Raw genomic sequence first — 25303 nt, forward strand, 5'->3', positions numbered from 1 at the left:
GCCTTCCTTATAGTTAAGACGGCAAAGGGAGCTAGTCTGGATCGAAAGAAGGGATCCCATTGTCCTCTTCATCATCAGTAAAAACGGAGCAGATTGCACCTGCACAGAGCCGGAATTCCGGCCAGCAGGCCCTGCCGGTGCCGCGAAACCGCAGTACAGCCGTACAATGGCTGCGGATGCTGGTTATAACCGCAGTTATCGGTGCTTTATATATATGGCGCGGAGGGGCTTCACTGCTGGTGCTTCTGTCAGCCAGCGGCATTCTTATGGCCTGCGGATTGATCATACAGCTGTTCGGCCCCAAACAGGTGAGAATTGTCCGGAGGATTACTCCTGTCCGTCCGTCTGCAGGGGATACGCTTACGGTTGAGGCGGAGGTCAGCTTTAGCTCGCGCATTCCGCTCCCGTGGATGATCGTTGCCGATTATTGGGGGGGCGGCTGGCATCAGGAGCTGCTCTTTCCGGGGTTCCGGCGCAAATTAGCGTATTCATACAGTATAGAGAAGGTACCCCGCGGTGTTCACCGGATTCATGGCTGCAGCGTATCCTGGGGGGACCTTCCCGGCCTGTTCACCGGCAGTTGTCCCGCAGAGGGCACGGACAGTATCAAAGTACTCCCCAGACCGCTCTATATCGGCCGGGCGGTGCCGGAGTACAGCATGCTGCCGGGTGATGCTGTGAACTTCCGCCAGGGCGGGGGCGGTTCCGGAGAAAACGCAGATATCCGGAATTATATGCCGGGAGATCCGCTTAACCGGATTCACTGGAAGAACAGTGCGCGCAGGGGGACATTGCAGAGCCGGGTACCCGAACGCGAACAGGGCCGCATGTCCTGTATCGTTCTTGCCAACAGCCCGGAGAATTACGCGGTTCCCGTGTCTGCTCTCGCTCCCCGCGGACGGCGCGGTAGTTCCCCGCCGGCATTCGAGCAGGCCGTATCTGCAGCGATGGGGCTGATGCTGGCTGCCGAGCGCTCAGGCACTTATGTGCAGCTCTTCAGCGGGGGATGGCCGGAGGGCATAGCGAGACATGAGGGACTGGGCAAGCTTCCCGGCAGAGTACAGGATATGCTTGCAGAGATTGCGCCTGACGGAACCCGCAGCTTGAGCGAACTGCTGGAGGATGCCTCAAAGAACTGGATACCCGGCATGAGCGTGGCTGTAATCACCGGACGGCTGGAGGAAGAAGCAGCCAAAACTCTGGCACGGTTTCTGGTGCAGGGTGTGAAGGTAGAGCTCTATTATGCATGGGATAATCCTGTTCCCGCGGCGGGAGGTAACAGGGAAGGGCGCCGGAGTTCCGGCACAGAGGAAAGCGGAACGGGGACGGTCAGCGCAAGTCTGGAGCGGCTCGGGGCGAGAATTTACTGCCTGAACGGCAAAATCCCTGCATACGGATACCAGGAGGTGGAGCTCCATGAGTATCCGGGAAGCCCGGGACAGCGGTAGCATGCCCGGCCAGGAAGGCAGCCTGGTCAGCCTGGGCGAAACAGCGGTACATCCGGAACAGGCGGAGAACAGCCCCACCGATAACAGGGAGGACATTCCTCTGTATTATCGGGTGCTGTTCTCTTTAGCCATTCTGGGGATATTTGTGCAATGGCTGCTCCCCCTGCACAGATCTACAGGAGCGGCGGACACCGTGGAACTGCTGGAAATACTGATGACCTCTGCGGCAGTGCTGCTGCTGAGCGGGAGCCTGCAGCGCCCCGGGCCGCTCCAGCTCGGGGTCCAGTTCAGCTTAATGCTCCTTACGTGGGTTTATGCCTGTGCCGGTTATCAGTGGACAGAGTGGCTGAAGGCCTATATATCAGGGATTCCGGAGGCTGCTTCACAGATCTTCTCGGGACAGCTGTCGGCGCTGGGCGAGGATAACAGGCTGCTTATTTTAATACTGGGCTGGGGTTTGCTGGTTTGTTCTGTACAGCAGCTTGCGCTCTATAGAGGCAGCACCGCGCTATTCATTCTGGTATCCATTGGTTATTTATTGGCGCTGGATATAGGCTTTGGCGTTAATACTGCCGCCGATGTGCTTATAGTCTTGGGACTGATTGTCTGGATGCAGGGAATGAACGGCCTGCTGCGCCTTAAGGAGCGTACCGGCAGCATCAATCTTCCGTATATCCGCTGGGGCGGCTTAGCCCTTGCCGCGGCTGCGGTTCTGACCACAGCAGCCTGGCTGGGAGGACAGCTGCACGGTGCGAACCCTGCTGTGCCGGCCAGACTGCAGCCGGTGTTTGAACAGCTGCAGTCCTGGGCAGAAGGGCAGGCTATCAGGCAGGGAGCGGAGTTCAGGAACGGTACGGGGACAACGGGATACGGCTCCGGGAATGCTGAGCTCGGGGCACCGCTGACTCCGAGCGGCAAGCCTGCATTCACGGTGACGAGCAGCCGGCCGGCTTACTGGCGGGGAGAAAGTATGGCATTGTATGACGGGCGAAAATGGAAGCACGATTATTCAGCGCCGGAACGGCTCAGTCTGACCGGATTTCCGCTGCAGCAGGCTGAGGGGGAAGCCCCTCCGGCAGATCAGGCGCTACTGGTCCAGCGGATCAAGTTCGCGGTTCCCTCTTCAGGGAGACTGCCGGTGTTCAGTGCAGGAAAGCTCCATAATATCGGACAGGTGGAGCTTACAGACGGCAGCCGGCTGGGGTATGTGCTGGCTAACCGGGAGCGGGACAGCTTTCGCCTGCCGGAGGCCTCTGGCACCGCCAGGGTTGCAGAGTACACGGTGAGCTCGGTGCTGCCTGTCCATGACCCCGCAGTGCTCCGTAAGTTAACGGGGGAGGACCCTGGAGAAGTTGCAGCGGCTTATCTGCAGCTTCCGGAGGGGCTGCCGGGAAGGATTGCCGGGCTCTCCGCAGAGCTGACGGGTTCAGCAGAGAACCGTTACGATGCGGTCACGGCCGTGCGGGATTACCTGCAGCACGGCTACTCCTATACGCTGGATACCCGGATTCCCCCGGAGGGTGCCGATTTTGCCGATGATTTTCTCTTTGTGACGAAGGAAGGCTACTGCGTGCACTTCGCCACGGCCATGACCGTCCTGCTGCGCAGCAGCGGTATTCCGGCCCGTTATGTGCAGGGCTACGGACCGGGAACCCCCCTCGCGGACGCTGTGCCGCAGCAGTTCAAGGTCACCGAGGGCGATGCCCACGCCTGGGTGGAGGCCTATTTCCCGGGCGCGGGCTGGGTTCCCTTTGACCCCACGCCCGCTGCCCTGCTGGCCGCCGCAGACCCGGCGGCCTCCGCTGCGGCTGCCTCCGCGCCGCAGCAGCCCTCCGCGTCCGCGCGCAGCGCAGCGGACGCCCTGCCCGCCCTGCCGCAGGCGGGCGGGAACCCCGCGCCGCCCGCTGCCGCGGCGGCGCTGCTGCTCGCCGCCGCCGTGCGCTGGCGGCGCAGCCTGGCCCTGCTGCCGGCGGTGCGCGCCGGCAGCTTAAGCCGCGAGCGGCAGCTGCGCGCCGCCGCGCTGGCCTGGCACGGGCTGGCGGCGCGGTACGGTCCGCCGCCGCCCGGGGTAACGGCCAGGGAGTACGCAGCCTCCCTGCAGATCCCCGACGCGGCGCTGCATGCCGCCGTCGGGCAGTTCGTACGCCAGTGGGAGACCCTGGCGTACAGCGGGGCCGCGCCGCAGGCAGCGCGCGTGCCCGCGGGTTCCCCAGGGCAGCCGTCAATTCCGGCTGCCGGGCCATCCGCGCCACCGTCCGCCGCGGATGGCAGAGACTTTATCCGGCGGTGTCTGCTGATCACCTTCCGCCTGGCGTAACCGGTCCTGCGGCTCCGGTTCCGGGGGCAAAAAGCCGCAGTGCAGCGTCTCATGCCTTTCCTTGACGATGCGAATTAACCATGAGTATAATGAATCCAATAATCAAGGGAGGCACGTAATGATAAAGCCAAATGAAATTATCGTCGTTCTCGATTTTGGAGGACAATATAACCAGTTAATCGCGCGCAGAATTCGGGACCTGGGGGTATACAGCGAGCTTCTGCCGTACAATACGCCAATTGAGAAGATTAAAGAGCTCTCGCCAAAGGGGATCGTATTCTCCGGCGGACCGAGCAGCGTTTACGTAGAGAATGCCCCGCATGTGGACCCGGCCATTTATGATCTGGGCCTGCCAATTTTCGGCATTTGCTACGGCATGCAGCTGATGGCCCATCAGCAGGGCGGCCGGGTAGAACGTGCATTGAAGCGCGAATACGGCAAGGCTGACGTGAACTTCGCACCCGGCTCTGTGCTGGCTGCAGGACTCGAGAGCAGCCAGAGCGTATGGATGAGCCACGGAGACCATGTCGTTGAGCTTCCGGCCGGATTTAAGCTTGATGCCGGTACAGAGAGCGCTCCAATTGCCGCAATGAGTCATGACGAACGGAAGCTGTTTGCGGTGCAGTTCCATCCTGAGGTCCGCCACTCCCTCAAAGGGAATGAGATGATCTCCAACTTCCTGTACGAGGTGTGCGGCTGCGAAGGCAACTGGACCATGGAATCGTTCATCGAAGATGCGGTTAAGGATATTCAGGACAAAGTCGGCGACAAGAAGGTGCTGTGCGCACTGAGCGGCGGCGTGGATTCCTCTGTTGTAGCCATGCTGATCCACCGGGCCATCGGCGACCAGCTGACCTGTATGTTCATCGACCATGGCCTGCTCCGCAAAGGCGAAGCAGAGAGCGTCATGGAGACCTTTGTCGGCAAATTCGATATCAACGTCGTGAAGATCGATGCCAGCGAACGTTTCCTCGGCAAGCTGGCCGGTGTATCCGATCCGGAACAGAAACGCAAAATCATCGGCAACGAATTCATCTACTGCTTTGACGAAGAATCGGCCAAGCTGGGAGAATTCTCGTTCCTGGCCCAAGGCACGCTGTACACGGATATCGTGGAGAGCGGAACGGCAACGGCGCAGACCATCAAGTCGCACCACAATGTCGGCGGCCTGCCAGAGGACATGAAATTCAGCCTGATCGAGCCTTTGAACACACTGTTCAAGGATGAGGTCCGCAAGCTGGGCGAAGAGCTCGGTATGCCGCACGCCATCGTCTGGCGCCAGCCGTTCCCGGGTCCGGGACTGGCCATCCGTGTATTGGGCGAAGTGACAGAGGAGAAGCTGAAGATTGTCCGTGATTCCGACTATATTCTGCGCGAGGAAATCGCCAAAGCCGGTCTCGACCGCGAAATCTGGCAGTACTTCACTGCGCTTCCTAACATGAAGAGCGTAGGTGTAATGGGGGATGAACGTACGTATTCCTACACCGTAGGTATCCGTGCCGTTACTTCCATCGACGGTATGACTGCCGACTGGGCGCGGATTCCTTGGGATGTGCTCGAGAAAATTTCCGTCCGTATCGTCAACGAAGTCGACAACGTTAACCGCATTGTGTATGACGTAACTTCCAAGCCGCCAGCGACCATCGAGTGGGAATAGCAGCAAAGCCTTAGAGTATGAATTAACCTGAAGCCGGAACGCCGAACTGCGGCGTCTCCGGTTTTTTTGCGTACGTTTCAGTAATTCTCAAACAGTCAGGGGGTGGACAAACAGGGTGAGCAGCAAAAAAACAGAGTAGAAAGACCATTGGTCTGGAAAAGTTAACCTAAGTGGAATTTCTCCCTCTAATTCACTCCGAAACACCGGTATTATAAGATTAATGGGAAAAACTCCACTTAATTGTACGGGATTAGCCTCCAAAAGCCTTTATCCGCCCGAATAACTGGAGTATTTCCAGCTAAAGATCACAAATGGTGAAAAATCATAGGATTAGGAGGAGGAAATCCGACTAAATTTTTTCGCACTCTTGCCGCACACTTTAAGGAGCATACTTTGCCCGCCCACTGTTTATAACAACCTTTCTCTACCTTTTCAGGTTAATCGACAAGCTCCGCATAACTAACAACAATTAGGGCATTTATAGAGCATTAGGCAATTCAAGGCTGAAAAAGCTGCCGAAATCCGATCGGTTTCAGCATTTTCAATCATACGGCTCCCCCGGAAATGTCCGATTTACGAACATTATTAAAATGAAGTCGAATATTGTTCGTATTTGCCATTGACAATTCATGTCATGTACAACTAAAATAAAAAAGCGTTGAGCAACATACATATTCGTATAATTCCGGGAATCGGCCCGGAAGTTTCTACAAGGTCACCGTAATGACCTGGCTACGATTAAGAAGAGTATTTTCCCGGAATCCCCCGGTTTTTGCCGGAGGACGGAGGGAGGGCTTCTCTTTTTTATTGGGCCGGTGTCTGACAAAGATGCCGGCTTTTCTGTTGCTGTGATGGCACAACAAACACCTTAGGGGGAGAACCATTTGAACCGCTTTTTCAAGTTGAAAGAAAACGGCACCACAGTACGTACAGAGATCATGGCCGGATTAACCACGTTTATGGCAATGGCATACATTCTGTCCGTAAATCCCGGCACGCTGACTGCCTTTGGCCGTATCGACATGGGCTGGTATTCAGTATTTCTGGCTACGGCGCTGGCGGCAGGTATTTTTACAATTGCCATGGGGCTGTTCATCAATTTTCCGGTAGCTCTGGCCCCAGGTATGGGTCTTAATGCATATTTCGCTTCTGTAGTACTGGCGTCGCAGACGACAGATACTCCGTTCACCTGGCAAATGGGTCTCACCGCCGTATTCATTTCCGGTCTGATCTTCATTCTGCTTACAGTCACTAGGGTGCGGCAAACCCTGCTAACCGCGATTCCGGATAACCTGAAGCATGCGATCACGGTCGGTATCGGAATGTTCATCACCATTATCGGTCTTAAGAACAGCGGACTCATGACAATCGGCGTTGAGGCCGGCAGCGACATCCCTGCGAACACGTTCACTAATGTGCTTTCTTTTGAAACAGTTATTCATATGGGCAGCCTGACAGACACCAGCGTTCAGCTTGTCATTATCGGCCTGCTGCTGATCTCCATTCTGATGGTCCTTAATGTAAAAGGTGCGATTCTGCTGGGGATTCTCGGTACTACGGTTGCTGCCATCCTGATGGGTGCAGTTGATTTCAGTTCCCTGAACAATCCGCAAACCCCTTGGGTTCCTGACTTCACCCAGCTGAACTTTATGGAATTTGACTGGGACGGCATTATGCATACCGGTATCGTGTCTGCTATCGCGACATTTACTTTCGTAGAATTGTTTGATACTTTCGGCACGCTGGTAGGTACTGCGGAACGTGCAGGGATCATGAAGAATAAAGAAGAAGGCAAAAAACGCGTCGGAAATGCAATGTTTGTAGATGCAATTGCTGTTACAGGCGGAGCGATGCTCGGTACTTCCACTACTACCGCTTATGTTGAGAGTGCTGCCGGTGTTGCAGAAGGCGGACGCACAGGTCTGACTGCTGTAACTACAGGCGTCTGCTTCCTGCTTGCCCTGTTCCTTGCCCCTGTAGTCGCGCTTATTCCAGGTTCTGCTACTGCGGCGGCACTGATTATTGTCGGCGTGCTGATGGCGCAGTCGATCCGCGAAATTGATTTTCAGGATATGGTCTATGCGATTCCGGCATTCCTGACTTTTGCGATCATGCCTTTCACTTACAATATCGCCAACGGTATTTCGTTCGGGATTGTAACGTATGTCATTCTGGCTTGTGTAGCTAATCTGGCCGGCAAAAAGAAATACGATATCCACTGGATGATGTGGGTGCTTGCAGTTCTGATCGTTCTGCGTTACGTTGTGTTCGGCAGCGAAGGTTAATTGTATAATTCATCAGAATAAATTACGAAAAGGCTCCTTCAGCGATGAAGGGGCCTTTTTTAGCGCTTGAAGTGCGGCCTGACAGTGCCGTCAGACTTTTCATCATCCAGTATTTAGATTATATTGTTGAAGAGGTGATATACATTGTCGGGTATTGCAAAAAGAGCATACAGTTCATGCAAAGAAAACCCCTGGCCGTGGCTGTTATTCCTGCTGGGAGCAATCATCCGCTTGGCCTACATAGGCTCCATCCCCCCGGGACTGAACCAGGATGAGGCCTCCATCGGTTATGATGCCTACGCTATTCTGCATTACGGAATCGACCGCAATGGCATACATCTGCCTGTACACTTAATAGCCTGGGGGAGCGGACAGAATGCGCTTTATGCGTATCTGTCAATGCCGTTTATTCTGCTCTTTGGCCTGACACCGCTGTCCGTACGGGCATTAAGTGCCGTCATGGGACTGCTCGGCATGCTTTTCTTCTATTTAATAATGAGAAGGCTGTTCCCTTCAAAGGCAGCGGGTATCGCTGCAATGTTCTTTATCGCAATTAATCCCTGGCATATCATGATGTCGAGATGGGCGCTGGAATCGAATTTATTCCCTACACTGGTTTTGATCGCTGTCTATTTTCTGTTAAAATCCTTCCAGGAGCCAAAGTGGGTCTACGGCTTTACTGTGCTGTTGGCCCTGTCGCTGTATGCGTATGGAACTGCCTATTTTTTTGTGCCCGTGTTTGCCTTGGGGGTTGTAATTCTTCTACTGTATAGTAAAAAGCTGAAATGGAAGACGCTCCTCTGGAATTCCGGACTGCTTGTGCTGCTGGCTCTGCCGATCTTCTGGTTTGTGCTCATCAACCATTATGATCTGAAGGGGGTAAACACGCCGCTGTTCTCTATCCCTAAGCTGACCATGCCGCGGGTAGAGCAGATTTCCTCCGTATTCGGCGGGCAAATGCTGCAGACGGCTTCGGGCAACCTGAGCGCTTTTGGCAAAATCCTGCTTCACGGAGACGACGGCCTGCCGTGGAATTCCATTGCACCGTATGGCTATGCTTATCCGGTTGCGCTGCCTTTTGCCGCCGCCGGACTTGTCTTTATGATTCATTCGCTGTGGACACGCCGGGCGGGCGGCAGGCCTTATGCTGTAGTGCTGCTGTGGCTTGCTGCCGCAGTTCTTATGGCCTGCATCACAAATGTGAATATCAACCGGATCAACATTGTATTCTACCCGCTGATTATGCTGGTTGCTGCAGGCTGCATATGGCTGTACGGTAAATTGAAGGCCGCCGGCATCTTGTCGGCTGCAGCTTTTGCAGTTCTGTTCGGCTTCTTTATTACGGATTATTTCCGTGATTTTCCGGAGAAAATAGGCCCGGCTTTCTATGATTCTATCGGAGAGGCCATTCAATATGCTTCTGAACAGAGTACCGGAGACGTGTATGTCACGAACGATGTTAACATGCCTTATATCTATGTGCTGTTCTATGAAAGAATCAGTCCGCATGATTTTCTGGATTCTGTCGTTTATGCCAATCCGGGCGATGCGTTTCAGCAGGTGTCCTCCTTTGGACGGTATAAATTCGGTGCACCGGGTGCTCTAACCGCGAATTCGGCTTATATTTACCCGAACAACACACCTCTTCCCGCAGCAGTAACCGGCGGATATACCATCAGGCAGTTTGCCAATTACAGTGTGCTGCTGCAGCAAGAGAACGGGGAAGGCGGGCCTGTCCAAAAGCCTGCAGCTGCAGCGAACAGTGAGTTTATAAACGGCGGCTTTGAAATTGGCGCTTCCGGCTGGAGCTTCTCGGAAGGAACGGGAGTAGCATCTAACAATCCGGGTTCCGGAACCTACCTGGCATATCTTGATCCGGGAGCAGACAAAGTGATCACACAGCTGTTCAATGCACCGGCTGAGCCTGGAGAATACAGGCTGTCGGTCATGGTAAGTGCCGGCGGCGGAGGCGGCAGAGTGGGGCTGCGGGTGAACGGAACCGTACAGGCTGAGGCCGAGCTGTCAGCAGGAGAGCAGTACCATCCTGTTACCCTGCCGGCTGTAGCACTGCAGGAGGGAGATCAGGCGGAAATATATATTACCGGCGGAAACGGCTGGATTAACATTGACGAGGTGAGGTTGGAACGATGATCAAGAGTATACGCGCGGCCGCAATCCTTATTATGATGCTGTTGGTGTTCATGCTGCCTGTAAGCAGTATTTATGCGGAAGAAAATCTGCTGGTAAATCCGGGGTTTGAAGACGGGGAGGATGGAGCTCCCGCCGGCTGGACCAAGGATGCCTGGATACCGGGAGAGGACGCCGGCTCAATATCTGTACAGTCTGAGGAAGTCCGTTCCGGCAGTAAAGCAGCTGTAATTGAGAATATTGAGTCTAATCACCTGAAATGGATCCAGACGCTTTCTGTCGCACCTGAGACGTATTACAAAATTTCGGGTTACGTCAAAATTGTAAACGCAGCGGGAACGGGAACAGGTGCGAACATTTTTCCTGCAGGCATTGCCGGCGGTTATCCTTCGACGACAGACACGGCCGGAGACTGGCAGTACCTGGAGTTCATTGGCCAGACAGGAAAGGAGCAGACGGAGCTTAGTGTCGGCGCGGCACTTGGCGGCTATTCAAGCCTGATTCAGGGCAAGGCTTATTATGATGATTTAGCTGTGGAACAGCTGGCAGCGGCACCTGAAGGCGCGAATGTGATCTCGCTCGACAGCGGGGCGGCCGTCCAGAACGGAGCCGGTGAGACTGCGGAGACGCCGCATAAAGTATCCCCTGCAAGCCTGCTGCTGCTCTCGGCGCTGTTCAGCGTGTTTTTTGCCTGGATGTATCAAAGAGCATTCCGCAGCGAGAAGCTGCTGAAGCAGCCGGACGGTGTGTACAGCAAATGGTTGTATGGCATTTTTGCTGCTGCACTTATATTGCGGATTTGGATTGGCCTTACCGCCCAGGGATACCAGAATGATATGAACACCTTTATTGCCTGGGGGCAAAGGCTTACCGATCTGGGGCCGGGCAAGTTTTACGAGGAAGGTTATTTTGCCGATTATCCGCCTGGTTACCTGTACATATTGTATCTGCTCAGCTCTATAAAGGGGCTGTTCGGATTTGCACACGGCTCAGGTGCCGAAATGCTGCTGTTCAAGCTGCCGGCCATTTTGTCCGATCTGGTGCTTGGTTATCTGATCTACCGGATAGGGCGCAAGAAGCTTGGGGCGGGCCCGGCAATCGGCCTGATGCTGCTGTTCCTGTTCAATCCGGCGGTCCTGATGGATTCCGCAGCCTGGGGACAGGCGGATTCCTTCTTTGTGATGTTCCTGCTGCTCAGCATTGCCGGAGCAGTGGATAAAGCCTTTGTCCGTGCAGCCGTATTTTTTGCCTTGGCTACGCTGGTTAAGCCGCAGGCACTGATTTTCACGCCTGTGCTGCTGTTTGCCTTTTATCATCACCGGGCCTGGAAGCAGCTTGCGGTCGGCGCACTGTACGGACTAGGAATCTTCCTGCTGCTGGCAGCTCCGTATTTCTGGAATAACGGCGGGCTGATGGGACTTATCGATCTGTACAAAGCCACGCTGTCTTCTTATCCGTACTCTACGGTTAATGCCTTTAATCTGTATGCGCTGACTGATCCGATGTGGTCATCGCTTGATATGACCTGGCTTGGCATCCCGTACCGGATTTGGGGGTATATCGTTATCCTGGCTGCGGTTGCTGCAGCGGCCTACTATTCTTTCGGCAAAGACCGCAAGGACCTGTCCAAATCTTATTTTATCGGCATGGTGCTGATTGTCATTATGTTCGTGCTGGGGACCAAAATGCATGAACGGTACATGTTCCCTGTGCTGATTCTTGCTATCTTTGCTTATATTGAAAGCCGGGACCGCAGGTTCCTGACCCTGTTTCTCGGGTTTACGCTGACTCAGTACATCAATGTAGGATATACACTGGCCCATCTGAATGCCGGCGGCAATCCGCCTTCTGACGGGATCGTTCTGGTCACCTCGATTGCCAATCTTGCTTTGTTGTTCTATATGCTGTATACCGGATACGCTGTGTATATCCGTAGAGATAGAAAGCTGCTCCTCCCGCCGCCAACGCCGGCAGAGAAACTTCAAGCGGATATGCTGCTCGCTGAAGAGCTGCGTCCGCTTGAGACCAAGGAACCGAGATTCAGGCTGCAGCGTAAAGACTGGATCTGGATGCTCGCCATTACCGCCGTGTACGGAGCTTTGTCGCTCTTTAATCTCGGTTCGGGCAAAGCGCCTGAGACGTTATGGGAACCTGCAGCCGGCGGGGAAAGCTTTTATGTTGATCTTGGACAGAGCAGGCAGCTGGAGCGGGTGAATATATTCGGGGGTGTCGGCACCGGGAAATTTAAGCTGGAATTCAGCCAGACGCCGGATAATTGGAGCAGTGCGCTGGATGTGAATGAGGAAGTCGGCAATGTATTCATCTGGAAAAGCCAGCCGCTGAACGTAGCGGCAAGATATGTGAAGCTTACGGTGGATTCTCCGGGTTTTACCCTGAACGAGATGGCCTTCTATGAGCAGGGCGGCGGAAGAACGCCGCTTCCGGTTGCAGGTGTTACTCCGGATGCTGCGGCAGCCGCCAAAAGAGGGACCCCGGCCAACCTGTTTGACGAACAGTCCATTATTCCGGAATATTCGGGCTTTATGAACAGCACCTATTTTGATGAAATTTACCATGCACGGACAGCTTACGAATATACACATGGAATTGTGCCTTATGAGAATACCCATCCGCCGCTGGGCAAGCTGCTGATTGCTGTGGGAATGGAATTGTTCGGGGTGAACCCGTTCGGCTGGCGTATTATCGGCACTCTGTTCGGGATTGCAATGCTGCCGCTGATCTATATTATGGGACTGAGGCTCTTCAAAAAGACGGTGTACGCCGCGCTCGCAGCCGGACTGTTCGCTCTGGACTTTATGCACTTTACCCAGACGCGTATATCTACTATTGATGTGTACGGCGTATTCTTCATTATGTTAATGTTCTATTTCATGCAGCGGTATTTCACGATGAATTTCTACCGTGTTCCGCTGCGGAAGACACTGGTGCCGCTGTTCTGGTCCGGCCTGTTCTTCGGCATCGGCGTTGCCTCCAAATGGATCGTGCTGTATGGCGGAGCAGGGCTGGCTATCATGCTGGCATTGTCGCTGGTTGACCGGTACAGGGAATACAAAGCGGCAGGGCGTGTGCTTGAGGAAGGCAGGCTTGGCGACCAGGAGCTGAAAGCCGCCTGCAGGACGGCGGGAACTTCCTTCTGGAAGAACACTGTCATTACGCTTGCAAGCTGCGTCGGATTTTTTGTCATCATACCGGTTATTGTCTATGCCCTGTCCTTCATTCCTGTACTGAACGTTACGGCGGAAGGCTACACGGTTAAAGGGCTGATTGATGCCCAGAAGAACATGTACAACTATCACAGCCAGCTTGTGGCCACTCACCCGTTCGCCTCGTCATGGTGGGAATGGCCGTTCATGAAACGTCCGGTCTGGTTCTTCAGCGGCGGGGAAGGCCTGCCGGAAGGCAAAGTCAGCAGTATTGTCACCATCGGCAATCCGCTGATCTGGTGGACGGGAATCCTGGCCATGCTGGCAACGGTATGGATCACTTTGAAGCGTAAAGACAAGAGCCAGTACATGATCTGGATCGGCTTTTTCTCGCAGTATGTGCCCTGGATGCTTGTGCCGCGGGAAACGTTCCTTTACCATTACTTTGCGATGGTTCCGTTCATGATTCTTTCTATTGTCTATATCATGAAGCTCATTGACAGCAAGTTCCCTAGAGCTGCGTATATCCGTTATGCTTATGTTGGAATAGCGCTGCTGCTGTTTGTAATGTTCTATCCTGTGCTTTCCGGTATGGTGGTAGATAGAGAATATGTAAATGTAGTGCTGCGCTGGTTCCCTTCCTGGGTGTTCTAGGGGACCGGGCAGTCCATGCTAAACAAAACTTTTAGGGGGAACAAGGGTGAAAGCCAGATATAGTGTAGTTGTCCCGATGTTCAATGAGGAGGAAGTCATTCAGCATACGTATCAGCGTCTCAAGGAAGTGATGGACCGGTGCGGTGACGCCTACGAGCTGGTTTTTGTCAATGACGGAAGCCGGGACCGTACCGCGGAGATTATGCGTGATATCAGCAGCCGGGACGGGCAGGTCAAGCTGATTGATTTCTCCCGCAACTTCGGGCATCAGATCGCGATTACGGCCGGAATGGATTATGCTGAAGGCGATGCGGTCGTCGTGATTGATGCCGATCTTCAGGATCCTCCGGAAGTGATTCTGCAAATGATCGCCAAATGGAAAGAAGGCTACGACGTCGTTTACGGCAAACGGCTGAAGCGGCACGGGGAGACTATATTCAAAAAAGTTACCGCCAAGCTGTTTTACCGCCTGCTGAGCAGTATGACCAGTGTGGAAATTCCTACAGATACGGGAGACTTCCGGCTGATTGACCAGAAAGTCTGCGCGGTGCTGCGCGGGCTTAAAGAGAAGAACCGTTATGTCAGAGGTCTGGTGAGCTGGGTTGGCTTTAAGCAGACGATGGTGGAATATGTACGGGAGGAGCGTTTTGCCGGGGAGACCAAATATCCGCTAAAAAAAATGATCCGCTTTGCGCTCGACGGCATCACTTCCTTTTCGCATAAGCCATTGAAGATTGCCACTTATGTGGGCTTTTTCCTCTCCTTCTCCAGCTTCTTATATTTGTTCTTTGTAGTGTTCCAAAAGCTGTTCACCTCCTGGACCGTCCCAGGCTGGACTTCTATAGTAGGTGTCAATCTGCTGTTTAACGGAATCGTGCTGATGCTGCTCGGCGTCATCGGGGAGTATATCGGACGGATTTATGATGAATCGAAAGACAGACCGCTCTATATTGTCCGTGAAACCAGAGGGTACCGTGAAGGGGAGCCGGAGAGCATACAGCGGAGAGGCAGTGAATATGAAAGATCATAAGCTCCGCTCGGATGTTATCCAGTTTCTGAAATTCAATGCCGTAGGCCTGCTGAACACGCTTGTGGATTTTGCGGTATTCACACTATTGCATTCATTAGGTATGTTTAATACACCCGCACAGATCATTTCCTACAGCGCCGGGACAGCCAACAGCTTCATATGGAACAAGAAGGTGACGTTCCGGGATCGTAACAAGGGGAACACAGCAGGCTTTGACCGGATGCAGCTGATCAGGTTTATCATACTGAATCTTATTGTGCTGGGCATCTCGGTACTGCTTATTCATGTGCTTACGGACAGCTTTGGCATTCAGGTGCTCGCGGCAAAAGTGCTGGTTACGTTCGTCACTGTGATCATTAATTTTTTTGGCAGCCGTAAATGGGTATTCTAAAGGTATAGGTGAGAGCGGCAGGAGCTGCAGCTTCTATAACTGACAGGAGGTGATTGTCTTGCGCAAGTTTTCGTATTTGATCATTCTTGCGGGGATTCTGCTTATTCTTTATCCTACAGCAAATGAGTGGTATAACGACAGACAGCAGGAAAAACTGCTGAAAGAAGCGGAAATGGCCTACAGTGAACCCGCGCCTTCCACTACACCCGAGCCTGAGCTTACAAAAAGGTATGCGGAGGTCACTCAACTGCTTGCGGAAGAATCGGCCTCTGAAGAGGAAGTACAGCCGGTTAAGCAGGCCGAGCCAGAGGTTCAGGTCGGAGGGAAGGTCACTGCAATTATTGCAATTGATAAAATTGATCTGAAGCTGCCTGTGCTGGAAGGGGCCACGAAGGCCAATATGAAGCATGCTGCCGCGCATATGACAGAAACAGCGCCGCTCGGGGAGATTGGCAATGCGGCAATAGCCGCCCACAGATCACGAACCGCCGGAAGGCTGTTCAACAGGCTGGATGAGGTTGCGATTGGGGATATGATTTCGGTGAAGACGGCAGGTGCGGACTACCAGTACGAGGTATATGATATTTCTATTGTAGAGCCTACTGATATCTCTGTGCTGGACGGGAATAACCAAGACAAAATTCTTACCCTGATTACATGCGATCCGCTGGTGGATCCTACACACCGCCTGATCATCCATGCCAAATTATCATAAAAATTGAGCAAATATGACAAACCTATGAAAAACGTTAAAATTTTAATAAAAAAATGGTAAATCTATGGATTCGGGTATTGATAATAGAAATATATATGCTAGTATATAACTATAAAAGCTAAACACGATAACGGCAAACCTATCGAAAGGTAGGGACGCAAAGCTACAGGGCCTTCCCGTAAGGATGGCAGCCAGCTACCGAATGAAGAGGCTTTTTTTGTTTGTTCTAAGGCAGAATCTATTAATCTTTCAATAGATTTCCTGGACAGATAAAGCTTATACGATAACGGCAAACCTGTCGAAAGACAGGGACGCAAAGCTAAAGGGCCTTCCCGTAAGGATGGCAGCCAGCTACCGAAAGGAGTTTTATCAGTTGAAAAAGATTTATTTTATGCTGTTAACTTTATTTGTTGTGGTGACTTCCGTTCAGGTTAATACAGCTCAGGCAGCAAGTGTTGATTCCGGCTGGTTAAATACATCGAAATTAAATCAAGGCGTAGTGGCAGTTTCTTATGATGTTCCTAAGGACAAGCGTATCAAGGTCATGATCAGCAAGGGTGACAAGAGCTACACTTACAACCTGTATGCCTCCAAGCCTACCGAGACGTTCCCGCTTCAACAAGGTAATGGGACTTACAAGATCTCCGTACTTGAGAATACAACAGGCAACAAATACAAAGTGATCTCCAGCGAATCCGTGAATCTTAGTCTCAGCAATGCCAACTCCGTATACTTGAGTTCGGTACAGAATGTGAAATGGAACGCTTCCGATGCGGCAGTCCTCAAAGCAAAACAGCTTACACAAGGCAAGACAACTGATGAAGCTAAGGTAAAAGCAATCTATAACTATATCGTTTCTAATGTGAAATACGACTATAAACTGGCCGCTAATGTACCTGCCGACTATATTCCGAACAACAACAACACACTGACTACCCAAAAAGGAATTTGCTACGATTATGCATCCCTGTTTGCTACAATGCTGCGCAGCGAAGGAATTCCAACCAAGCTGGTCATGGGCAAGACAAGTTATGTTGCTGAGTACCATGCATGGAATGAAGTCTTTCTTAATGGCAAATGGATTACTGTAGACACTACTGTTGATGCTGGTCTGGGTAAGAACAATAAGGATGCTGGTCTTGTCAAAGTGGCAAGCAAATATGCAGCTGCTAAAGTATACTAAGGGTAGCCTTTTATATAGTTTGAATAGCGGGATGAACTGCTTAAATATTAAGCAGTTCATCTTTTTTTGATTTAGGGTTGCTTTTTTGTCGTAAGATGGGGTATTATAACTAAGCGTTGTTAAAGGCGTGCAGCTGAATACGAAATGAACTGAAAAATTCGTTTCAAAAAAAGCTTGCGTTTCTAAAACAAACGTGATATATTATAAGAGTTGCTGCTGACGATGTAATCGACAGTGACAACGAGCTTGATCTTTGAAAACTGAACAACGAGTGAGTACCTGGAAATCACTTCGGTGAGATCCAAAAATGAGAATGCAAATTCTCGTCAGATGTTTCAAAATGAGCTATCGCTCTTTTCAATACTAATTGGAGAGTTTGATCCTGGCTCAGGACGAACGCTGGCGGCGTGCCTAATACATGCAAGTCGAGCGGAGTTAATTTGAAAGCTTGCTTTCAAATTAATTTAGCGGCGGACGGGTGAGTAACACGTAGGCAACCTGCCCCATAGCCTGGGATAACTACCGGAAACGGTAGCTAATACCGGATAATTTCTTTTTTCTCCTGAAAGAAGAATGAAAGACGGAGCAATCTGTCACTACGGGATGGGCCTGCGGCGCATTAGCTAGTTGGTGAGGTAACGGCTCACCAAGGCGACGATGCGTAGCCGACCTGAGAGGGTGAACGGCCACACTGGGACTGAGACACGGCCCAGACTCCTACGGGAGGCAGCAGTAGGGAATCTTCCGCAATGGGCGAAAGCCTGACGGAGCAACGCCGCGTGAGTGATGAAGGTTTTCGGATCGTAAAGCTCTGTTGCCAGGGAAGAACGTCCGGTAGAGTAACTGCTATCGGAGTGACGGTACCTGAGAAGAAAGCCCCGGCTAACTACGTGCCAGCAGCCGCGGTAATACGTAGGGGGCAAGCGTTGTCCGGAATTATTGGGCGTAAAGCGCGCGCAGGCGGCGATTTAAGTCTGGTGTTTAAACCTTGGGCTCAACCTGGGGTCGCACTGGAAACTGGATCGCTTGAGTACAGAAGAGGAAAGTGGAATTCCACGTGTAGCGGTGAAATGCGTAGAGATGTGGAGGAACACCAGTGGCGAAGGCGACTTTCTGGGCTGTAACTGACGCTGAGGCGCGAAAGCGTGGGGAGCAAACAGGATTAGATACCCTGGTAGTCCACGCCGTAAACGATGAGTGCTAGGTGTTAGGGGTTTCGATACCCTTGGTGCCGAAGTTAACACAGTAAGCACTCCGCCTGGGGAGTACGGTCGCAAGACTGAAACTCAAAGGAATTGACGGGGACCCGCACAAGCAGTGGAGTATGTGGTTTAATTCGAAGCAACGCGAAGAACCTTACCAGGTCTTGACATCCCTCTGAATCCTCTAGAGATAGAGGCGGCCTTCGGGACAGAGGAGACAGGTGGTGCATGGTTGTCGTCAGCTCGTGTCGTGAGATGTTGGGTTAAGTCCCGCAACGAGCGCAACCCTTGACTTTAGTTGCCAGCAGGTCGTGCTGGGCACTCTAGAGTGACTGCCGGTGACAAACCGGAGGAAGGTGGGGATGACGTCAAATCATCATGCCCCTTATGACCTGGGCTACACACGTACTACAATGGCCGGTACAACGGGAAGCGAAGCCGCGAGGTGGAGCCAATCCCAGCAAAGCCGGTCTCAGTTCGGATTGCAGGCTGCAACTCGCCTGCATGAAGTCGGAATTGCTAGTAATCGCGGATCAGCATGCCGCGGTGAATACGTTCCCGGGTCTTGTACACACCGCCCGTCACACCACGAGAGTTTACAACACCCGAAGTCGGTGAGGTAACCCGCAAGGGGGCCAGCCGCCGAAGGTGGGGTAGATGATTGGGGTGAAGTCGTAACAAGGTAGCCGTATCGGAAGGTGCGGCTGGATCACCTCCTTTCTATGGAGAATCGTTTCCTGCAACGGAAACATTCAAATCTTAAATCTAACCGGTCGGTTAGTTGCTCACTCGTTGCTCAGTTTTGAGAGTTTAAGCTCTCAAAGGCATATCTTTTCCAAAACTTGCTTGTAGTCAAGAGGTTTTGAAATATGATATGATCTTCTTCCGGGGTTAAATCCGGAACACTTGATCCTTGAAAACTGGATACCGAAACGAATTTGCGTTTTAGAACATTCCTTTAAGCTGAACTTGTGTAAACAAGTGAAGATTTAATAGCGATGCTGAAAGCGAAGGTTTTCGATTGTGAAGCGACTTTTGGCTTTGAATATTCTAGCGTACGGAGTGATCCGGATGCGCTATTCAAAACAAGATGAGCGAACAAGCGAAACACCGTAGCGTTGGTTAAGCTAATAAGAGCACACGGAGGATGCCTAGGCGCCAGGAGCCGACGAAGGACGTGGCGAACAACGAAACTGCCTCGGGGAGCTGTAAGCAAGCTTTGATCCGGGGGTGTCCGAATGGGGAAACCCGGCTGTGGTAATTCGCAGTCACTCACATCTGAATACATAGGATGTGTAGAGGCAGACCAGGGGAACTGAAACATCTAAGTACCCTGAGGAAGAGAAAACAATAGTGATTCCGTCAGTAGCGGCGAGCGAACGCGGAACAGCCTAAACCAGGGGGCTTGCCTCCTGGGGTTGTGGGACGTCTCACATGGAGTTACAAAAGGTTAGGTTAGGCGAAGAGGTCTGGAAAGGCCCGCGATAGAGGTAAAAGCCCTGTAGCCAAAAGTTTAACCCCTCCGAGACGGATCCCGAGTAGTGCGGGGCACGTGAAACCCCGTATGAATCCAGCAGGACCATCTGCTAAGGCTAAATACTACCTGGCGACCGATAGTGAATCAGTACCGTGAGGGAAAGGTGAAAAGCACCCCGGAAGGGGAGTGAAATAGAACCTGAAACCGTGTGCTTACAAGAAGTCAGAGCCCTTTTTATGGGTGATGGCGTGCCTTTTGTAGAATGAACCGGCGAGTTACGTTTAACATGCAAGGTTAAGGTGAGAAGCCGGAGCCGCAGCGAAAGCGAGTCTGAATAGGGCGACTAAGTATGTGGACGTAGACCCGAAACCGTGTGATCTACCCCTGTCCAGGGTGAAGGTGCGGTAACACGCACTGGAGGCCCGAACCCACGTACGTTGAAAAGTGCGGGGATGAGGTGGGGGTAGCGGAGAAATTCCAATCGAACTCGGAGATAGCTGGTTCTCCCCGAAATAGCTTTAGGGCTAGCCTCGGTGAATGGAGTGGTGGAGGTAGAGCACTGATTGGGTGCGGGGCCCGCAAGGGTTACCAAGCTCAGTCAAACTCCGAATGCCATTTACTTCTTGCCGGGAGTCAGACAGTGAGTGCTAAGATCCATTGTCAAAAGGGAAACAGCCCAGACCATCAGCTAAGGTCCCCAAGTGTGTGTTAAGTGGGAAAGGATGTGGAGTTGCACAGACAACCAGGATGTTGGCTTAGAAGCAGCCACCATTGAAAGAGTGCGTAATAGCTCACTGGTCGAGTGACTCTGCGCCGAAAATGTAACGGGGCTAAACACACCACCGAAGCTATGGCTTGATGCGTATGCATCAGGGGTAGGGGAGCGTTGTGTATGCGTTGAAGGTGTACCGTAAGGAGCGCTGGAGAGTACACAAGTGAGAATGCCGGTATGAGTAACGAAAAGATCAGTGAGAATCTGATCCGCCGAAAGCCCAAGGTTTCCTGAGGAAGGCTCGTCCGCTCAGGGTAAGTCGGGACCTAAGGCGAGGCCGACAGGCGTAGTCGAAGGACAACAGTTTGAAATTACTGTACCACCGTAATCCGCTATGAGCGATGGGGTGACGCAGGAGGGTAGTGACGCGGACTGATGGATGTCCGTCTAAGCAGTGAGGCTGGTGTGCAGGCAAATCCGCACACCGTAAGGCTGGGCTGTGATGGGGAGCGAAAATTACAGTAGCGAAGGTCATGATCTCACACTGCCAAGAAAAGCCTCTAGCCAGGAGAAGGTGCCCGTACCGCAAACCGACACAGGTAGGCGAGAAGAGAATTCTAAGGCGCGCGGAAGAACTCTCGTTAAGGAACTCGGCAAAATGACCCCGTAACTTCGGGAGAAGGGGTGCCTCGGTAGGGTGAATAGCCCGAGGGGGCCGCAGTGAAAAGGCCCAAGCGACTGTTTAGCAAAAACACAGGTCTGTGCGAAGCCGCAAGGCGAAGTATACGGGCTGACGCCTGCCCGGTGCTGGAAGGTTAAGGGGAGTGGTTAGGGGTAACCCGAAGCTATGAACCGAAGCCCCAGTAAACGGCGGCCGTAACTATAACGGTCCTAAGGTAGCGAAATTCCTTGTCAGGTAAATTCTGACCCGCACGAATGGCGTAACGACTTGGGCGCTGTCTCAACGAGAGATCCGGTGAAATTTTAATACCTGTGAAGATGCAGGTTACCCGCGACAAGACGGAAAGACCCCATGGAGCTTTACTGCAGCTTGATATTGAATTTGGGTACGATCTGTACAGGATAGGTGGGAGCCGTAGAAGCAGGAGCGCAAGCTTCTGTGGAGGCGCCGTTGGGATACCACCCTGATCGTATCTAGGTTCTAACCTGGTACCCTAAGCGGGTACAGGGACCGTGTCAGGCGGGCAGTTTGACTGGGGCGGTCGCCTCCTAAAGAGTAACGGAGGCGTTCAAAGGTTCCCTCAGAATGGTTGGAAATCATTCGAAGAGTGCAAAGGCATAAGGGAGCTTGACTGCGAGACCTACAAGTCGAGCAGGGACGAAAGTCGGACTTAGTGATCCGGTGGTACCGCATGGAAGGGCCATCGCTCAACGGATAAAAGCTACCCTGGGGATAACAGGCTTATCTCCCCCAAGAGTCCACATCGACGGGGAGGTTTGGCACCTCGATGTCGGCTCATCGCATCCTGGGGCTGAAGTAGGTCCCAAGGGTTGGGCTGTTCGCCCATTAAAGCGGTACGCGAGCTGGGTTCAGAACGTCGTGAGACAGTTCGGTCCCTATCTGTCGTGGGCGTAGGAAATTTGAGAGGAGCTGTCCTTAGTACGAGAGGACCGGGATGGACGTACCGCTGGTGCACCAGTTGTTCCGCCAGGAGCATGGCTGGGTAGCTACGTACGGACGGGATAAGCGCTGAAAGCATCTAAGCGTGAAGCCCCCCTCAAGATGAGATTTCCCAATTAGTAAGACCCCTTGAAGACGACGAGGTAGATAGGTTGGAGGTGGAAGTGCAGTAATGCATGGAGCTGACCAATACTAATCGGTCGAGGGCTTATCCAAAAAATAATTCGCAGATTTGTTTCGGATTCAGTTTTCAGGCGATCAAGCTCTGATTCGGAAGGTTCAAGTAACCTGATGAAGAAGGTTTGGTATTTAGCATTTCGCGATGCTGAGACCTGAATTATGCATTTGCACCGCAAGTGCCCGTTTGGTGGCGATAGCGGAGGGGTTCCACGCGTACCCATCCCGAACACGACCGTTAAGCCCTCCAGCGCCGATGGTACTTGGACCGAAGGGTCCTGGGAGAGTAGGACGCCGCCAAGCACATGAAGCCATTGCTGAGTAATCAGTGGTGGCTTTTTTGTTGTTGTGTTTTTATCCAGTGTAGGATATGAAACGGACGAAACAAAAAACCACCTGCATAGCGAGTGGTGGCGACGAGAATTGTACTCGGTTTTCAAATGGCTCGTTCCGTTTTATAGTAGTCCAATGAACTCGGTTTTTCATGTTCAATGCGCTACTCGCCCCTCAGAGTGGCCTAATGAACTCGGTTTTTCGAGTACATGGGGCCCGTTACCGCTGTATGGGGGCAAAAGGGCGGGGCAGAGATAAAGATGGCACCTGAGGAACAAACGTTGTAAACTTTAGAAGCAGAAGCTGTGTATAAAAAAACGCGCAAACAGAATGAAAAACTTATGCACATGTGGATAGAAGAAATATTTTGAAATCCTCCCCAGTTTTTGTGGATAGGGGTTGGTATATGTGGATACATCAGCAGGTATGTGAATGAAAAGGCTCAGGAGGAAAAAAGTTATGGACATGCACAGTAATCTTTTGTGGATAGAGGAATTTAAGGTTCATGCCAGCGACACCGATTATCGTTCCAAAGGGAAGCTGTCATTCCTGCTCGATATTATGCAGCGAGCCGCTGACTCGGCGGTAAGCAGTCTTGGACTGGATATAGAAAAGATGCTGGAAGCAAGAATGGGCTGGATGGTCACTACGCTCAGCCTCGACGTTCACCGTCTGCCGCAGCCGAATGAGCTGCTCACCGTCCGCACATGGAGTAAAGGAAACAAAGGTGCACTCTGGCAGCGTGATTACAGAATCTTTGACAGGAGCGGAGCCGAGATTGCCTCGGCACGGTCGATTTGGGCCCTTGTGGATATCGATAAACGCAAAATATTGCGTCCCTCTGCCCTGCCGGTGGCCGTAGAGCCTTATCTCGAAGACTCTGTAGGCAGCCTGCCGGACAAAGTAAAGATACCTGATGATGCTCCAATGGCCGAAGCCTACCGTTACCAGGTGAAGTACAGCGGGTTAGACAACAACGGCCATCTTAATAACGCGCGTTATGTTGATCTCTGCTGTGATGCGCTGACACTGGAGGAGTGGGAGGAATCCGAACTTTCCGGTCTGCAGATTACTTATGCACAGGAAGCCAAGTATGGGGATGAAATCACGATTTACCGTTCTTCACGAACGGATACCGGGGTTTATGTACGGGGGCAGGATGGGGATAAAGTATTTTTTGAGGCTTGTCTTACGTTTGCAGATCCCGAATGAAAGTATAACCTTATAACATAATTTAGCGGCAGCTGCTCAGATTTAGGAGAAGCTGCCGTTTTTTATATCACTATGTCACAAACAAGGCGCCAGCGATCCGGAGTCCGTGCCTGCTTTGCAGATACGGGCTTATTTTGGCATTACAGCAGTGTTAGAGGAATGTAGATTTCACTAATGGAGTTCTCGTTATCAGGTCCCAGATACTCTGGCCCATAATACTCGAATTCATAAGGAAGAGAAAGCCGGTAATCGGTTCTGGGCAGTAATACACCGTAAATGTACTTGTATGTAGCGGAGACTTCCTGGGAACGCCCCCTATGGAGAAACTTGAGATACCTGGCTGGAGGCAATACATGCACCGGGAAAATAGAAGAGGCTTGAGAAGCCGGATTCAGCCCGCAGGCACAAATAAAAGTAGTACCGTTATCCCCATTATCTTTCGGCCAATAGCCTAACTGGTAATAATGTTCCGGAAGCCTGCGGTTAGGGATGGAGGATACATTGCTGAACAGCTTTTCCCAAGCCATTCCGATAACGGAGGTATCATTATGAACAATGGCAGACGGTCCCTGCAGGATGATCTCACCTAGTTCAACGGGCTGTGGCGGTACCTCTATGTGAACAACCCAATGATGCAAATCCTCCTCATTAAGACGATGAAGAAGGGGGAGGAGATCCATATGTTTGTTTTTGCGGATAGATGTGGGGGTGGTGAACAGCAACCTTCGAAAAGCCCGGGCAAAGGTTTCATAATCATTGAATCCAAAATCCAGCGAAATATCCTGCAATGAACGATTAGGATAGCGCAGGATGTCCAATGCTGCTTCAGTAATCTTACGCCTAGCGATATACTCTCCGGGTGTTAGTCCGGTTACCCCTTGAAACAGCCGGATAAAATGATACAGCGAATAACCGGCACTCTTGGAGAGGTGCTTGACGGATAATGGTGTGTGGAGTTTGGCTTCAATCAGATCCAGAACCTGTACAATAAGCTGCCGGTTATTCACTGTCACCCTCCTCAGGATAATCTGTTACAATTCTGTCCATTCTCCCCAGCCTGCGGCCCATGATGGAACAGTTACATGGCGCACGCGGTCTGTTGTGGGAAAATAGGCTTTGATATCAAGAACCGGTGTACCGGGATAAGCATCCAGTCCGCCAACTTCTACAATCCCCGATATTACGTCGACAGATAATATTTTTGCCACACTAAGGCCAATGGGGTTGGGACGAACGGGAGAACGGGTTGCAAATACACCTGTTTGTGGCGCATCATAAGGCGGTTCAATTTGGGTGGTCGTACGGAAATGGTTATCTGCAAAATCATGAATCCACCACAAAATCTGGCAGTGGCTGAATTCGGCCAGGCCTTTTAGAGCTGGAGCGAACTCCGGATGAATCATAACCCGCAGGTCCTGCTGATTACCGGCAACAACACCTACCGGATGAATAGTATAACTGTTTGACATAGACATTTGCTGTGACTCCTTTCGGCTAACGGATACATTTTATTGTATATTCGGGGGATGATTTCAGCCTGACGATATTTGCGGACT

Annotated in this window: 13 protein-coding genes, 3 rRNA genes and 3 riboswitches; of the genes, 14 read left to right on the forward strand and 2 right to left on the reverse strand. The window is 52.1% G+C overall.

What is annotated here, in order from left to right; genetic code table 11:
* Positions 1 to 59: 59 nt before the first annotated feature.
* The 14 genes from C2I18_RS15220 (at position 60) to C2I18_RS15285 (ending at position 23747) form a co-directional block, all read left to right on the forward strand.
* Positions 60 to 1448: a DUF58 domain-containing protein gene (locus C2I18_RS15220; RefSeq protein ID WP_249901975.1), complete on the forward strand. Its 1389-nt coding sequence runs from the start codon at positions 60 to 62 to the stop codon at positions 1446 to 1448.
* Complete coding sequence (locus C2I18_RS15225; RefSeq protein WP_249896628.1) at positions 1417 to 3765, forward strand: DUF4129 domain-containing transglutaminase family protein; 2349 nt, start codon at positions 1417 to 1419, stop codon at positions 3763 to 3765. The genes C2I18_RS15220 and C2I18_RS15225 overlap by 32 nt, the downstream gene beginning before the upstream one ends.
* 118 nt (positions 3766 to 3883) lie before the next feature.
* Positions 3884 to 5422: a glutamine-hydrolyzing GMP synthase gene (gene guaA / locus C2I18_RS15230; protein WP_249896629.1), complete on the forward strand. Its 1539-nt coding sequence runs from the start codon at positions 3884 to 3886 to the stop codon at positions 5420 to 5422.
* A gap of 655 nt (positions 5423 to 6077) precedes the next feature.
* Positions 6078 to 6177: riboswitch (purine riboswitch) on the forward strand.
* Positions 6178 to 6306: 129 nt separating this feature from the next.
* On the forward strand, positions 6307 to 7707 hold the full coding sequence (locus tag C2I18_RS15235; RefSeq protein ID WP_249896630.1) for an NCS2 family permease: 1401 nt from the start codon (positions 6307 to 6309) through the stop codon (positions 7705 to 7707).
* A gap of 231 nt (positions 7708 to 7938) precedes the next feature.
* Entirely contained in the window at positions 7939 to 9858 is a 1920-nt protein-coding gene (locus tag C2I18_RS15240) for a glycosyltransferase family 39 protein (protein WP_249896631.1), read from the forward strand.
* A complete protein-coding gene (locus C2I18_RS15245) occupies positions 9855 to 13673 on the forward strand; it encodes a glycosyltransferase family 39 protein (protein WP_249896632.1) in 3819 nt (1272 codons plus the stop codon). The genes C2I18_RS15240 and C2I18_RS15245 overlap by 4 nt, the downstream gene beginning before the upstream one ends.
* 76 nt (positions 13674 to 13749) lie before the next feature.
* A complete protein-coding gene (locus C2I18_RS15250; RefSeq protein WP_249902134.1) occupies positions 13750 to 14703 on the forward strand; it encodes a glycosyltransferase family 2 protein in 954 nt (317 codons plus the stop codon).
* Positions 14690 to 15094 carry a GtrA family protein gene (locus C2I18_RS15255; protein WP_249896633.1) on the forward strand — a complete coding sequence of 135 codons (405 nt, stop codon included), beginning with the start codon at positions 14690 to 14692 and terminating at the stop codon, positions 15092 to 15094. Before C2I18_RS15250 ends, C2I18_RS15255 begins: the two co-directional genes overlap by 14 nt.
* 49 nt (positions 15095 to 15143) lie before the next feature.
* A complete protein-coding gene (locus tag C2I18_RS15260; protein WP_481857807.1) occupies positions 15144 to 15809 on the forward strand; it encodes a class D sortase in 666 nt (221 codons plus the stop codon).
* A gap of 122 nt (positions 15810 to 15931) precedes the next feature.
* Positions 15932 to 16012: riboswitch (cyclic di-GMP riboswitch) on the forward strand.
* A gap of 75 nt (positions 16013 to 16087) precedes the next feature.
* A riboswitch (cyclic di-GMP riboswitch) is annotated at positions 16088 to 16168 on the forward strand.
* Positions 16169 to 16182: 14 nt separating this feature from the next.
* Positions 16183 to 16992: a transglutaminase-like domain-containing protein gene (locus tag C2I18_RS15265; RefSeq protein ID WP_249896635.1), complete on the forward strand. Its 810-nt coding sequence runs from the start codon at positions 16183 to 16185 to the stop codon at positions 16990 to 16992.
* 364 nt (positions 16993 to 17356) lie between these two features.
* A 16S ribosomal RNA gene (locus tag C2I18_RS15270) occupies positions 17357 to 18914 on the forward strand.
* Positions 18915 to 19314: 400 nt separating this feature from the next.
* Positions 19315 to 22241, forward strand: a 23S ribosomal RNA gene (locus C2I18_RS15275).
* Positions 22242 to 22388: 147 nt separating this feature from the next.
* A 5S ribosomal RNA gene (rrf, locus tag C2I18_RS15280) occupies positions 22389 to 22505 on the forward strand.
* The 16S, 23S and 5S rRNA genes sit together here, the layout of an rRNA operon.
* A 489-nt stretch (positions 22506 to 22994) precedes the next feature.
* Complete coding sequence (locus C2I18_RS15285) at positions 22995 to 23747, forward strand: acyl-[acyl-carrier-protein] thioesterase (protein WP_249896636.1); 753 nt, start codon at positions 22995 to 22997, stop codon at positions 23745 to 23747.
* Between the two features lie 140 nt (positions 23748 to 23887).
* On the opposite strand, the gene C2I18_RS15290 is transcribed toward C2I18_RS15285, so the two are convergent.
* Both C2I18_RS15290 and tsaA read right to left on the reverse strand, forming a co-directional pair.
* Complete coding sequence (locus C2I18_RS15290; protein ID WP_249896637.1) at positions 23888 to 24754, reverse strand: AraC family transcriptional regulator; 867 nt, start codon at positions 24752 to 24754, stop codon at positions 23888 to 23890.
* Positions 24755 to 24778: 24 nt separating this feature from the next.
* Entirely contained in the window at positions 24779 to 25222 is a 444-nt protein-coding gene (gene tsaA / locus C2I18_RS15295) for a tRNA (N6-threonylcarbamoyladenosine(37)-N6)-methyltransferase TrmO (RefSeq protein WP_249896638.1), read from the reverse strand.
* Positions 25223 to 25303 lie beyond the last annotated feature (81 nt).

Origin of the sequence: Paenibacillus sp. PK3_47 (genome assembly GCF_023520895.1) — a bacterium.
Taxonomy (GTDB): domain Bacteria; phylum Bacillota; class Bacilli; order Paenibacillales; family Paenibacillaceae; genus Paenibacillus_AQ.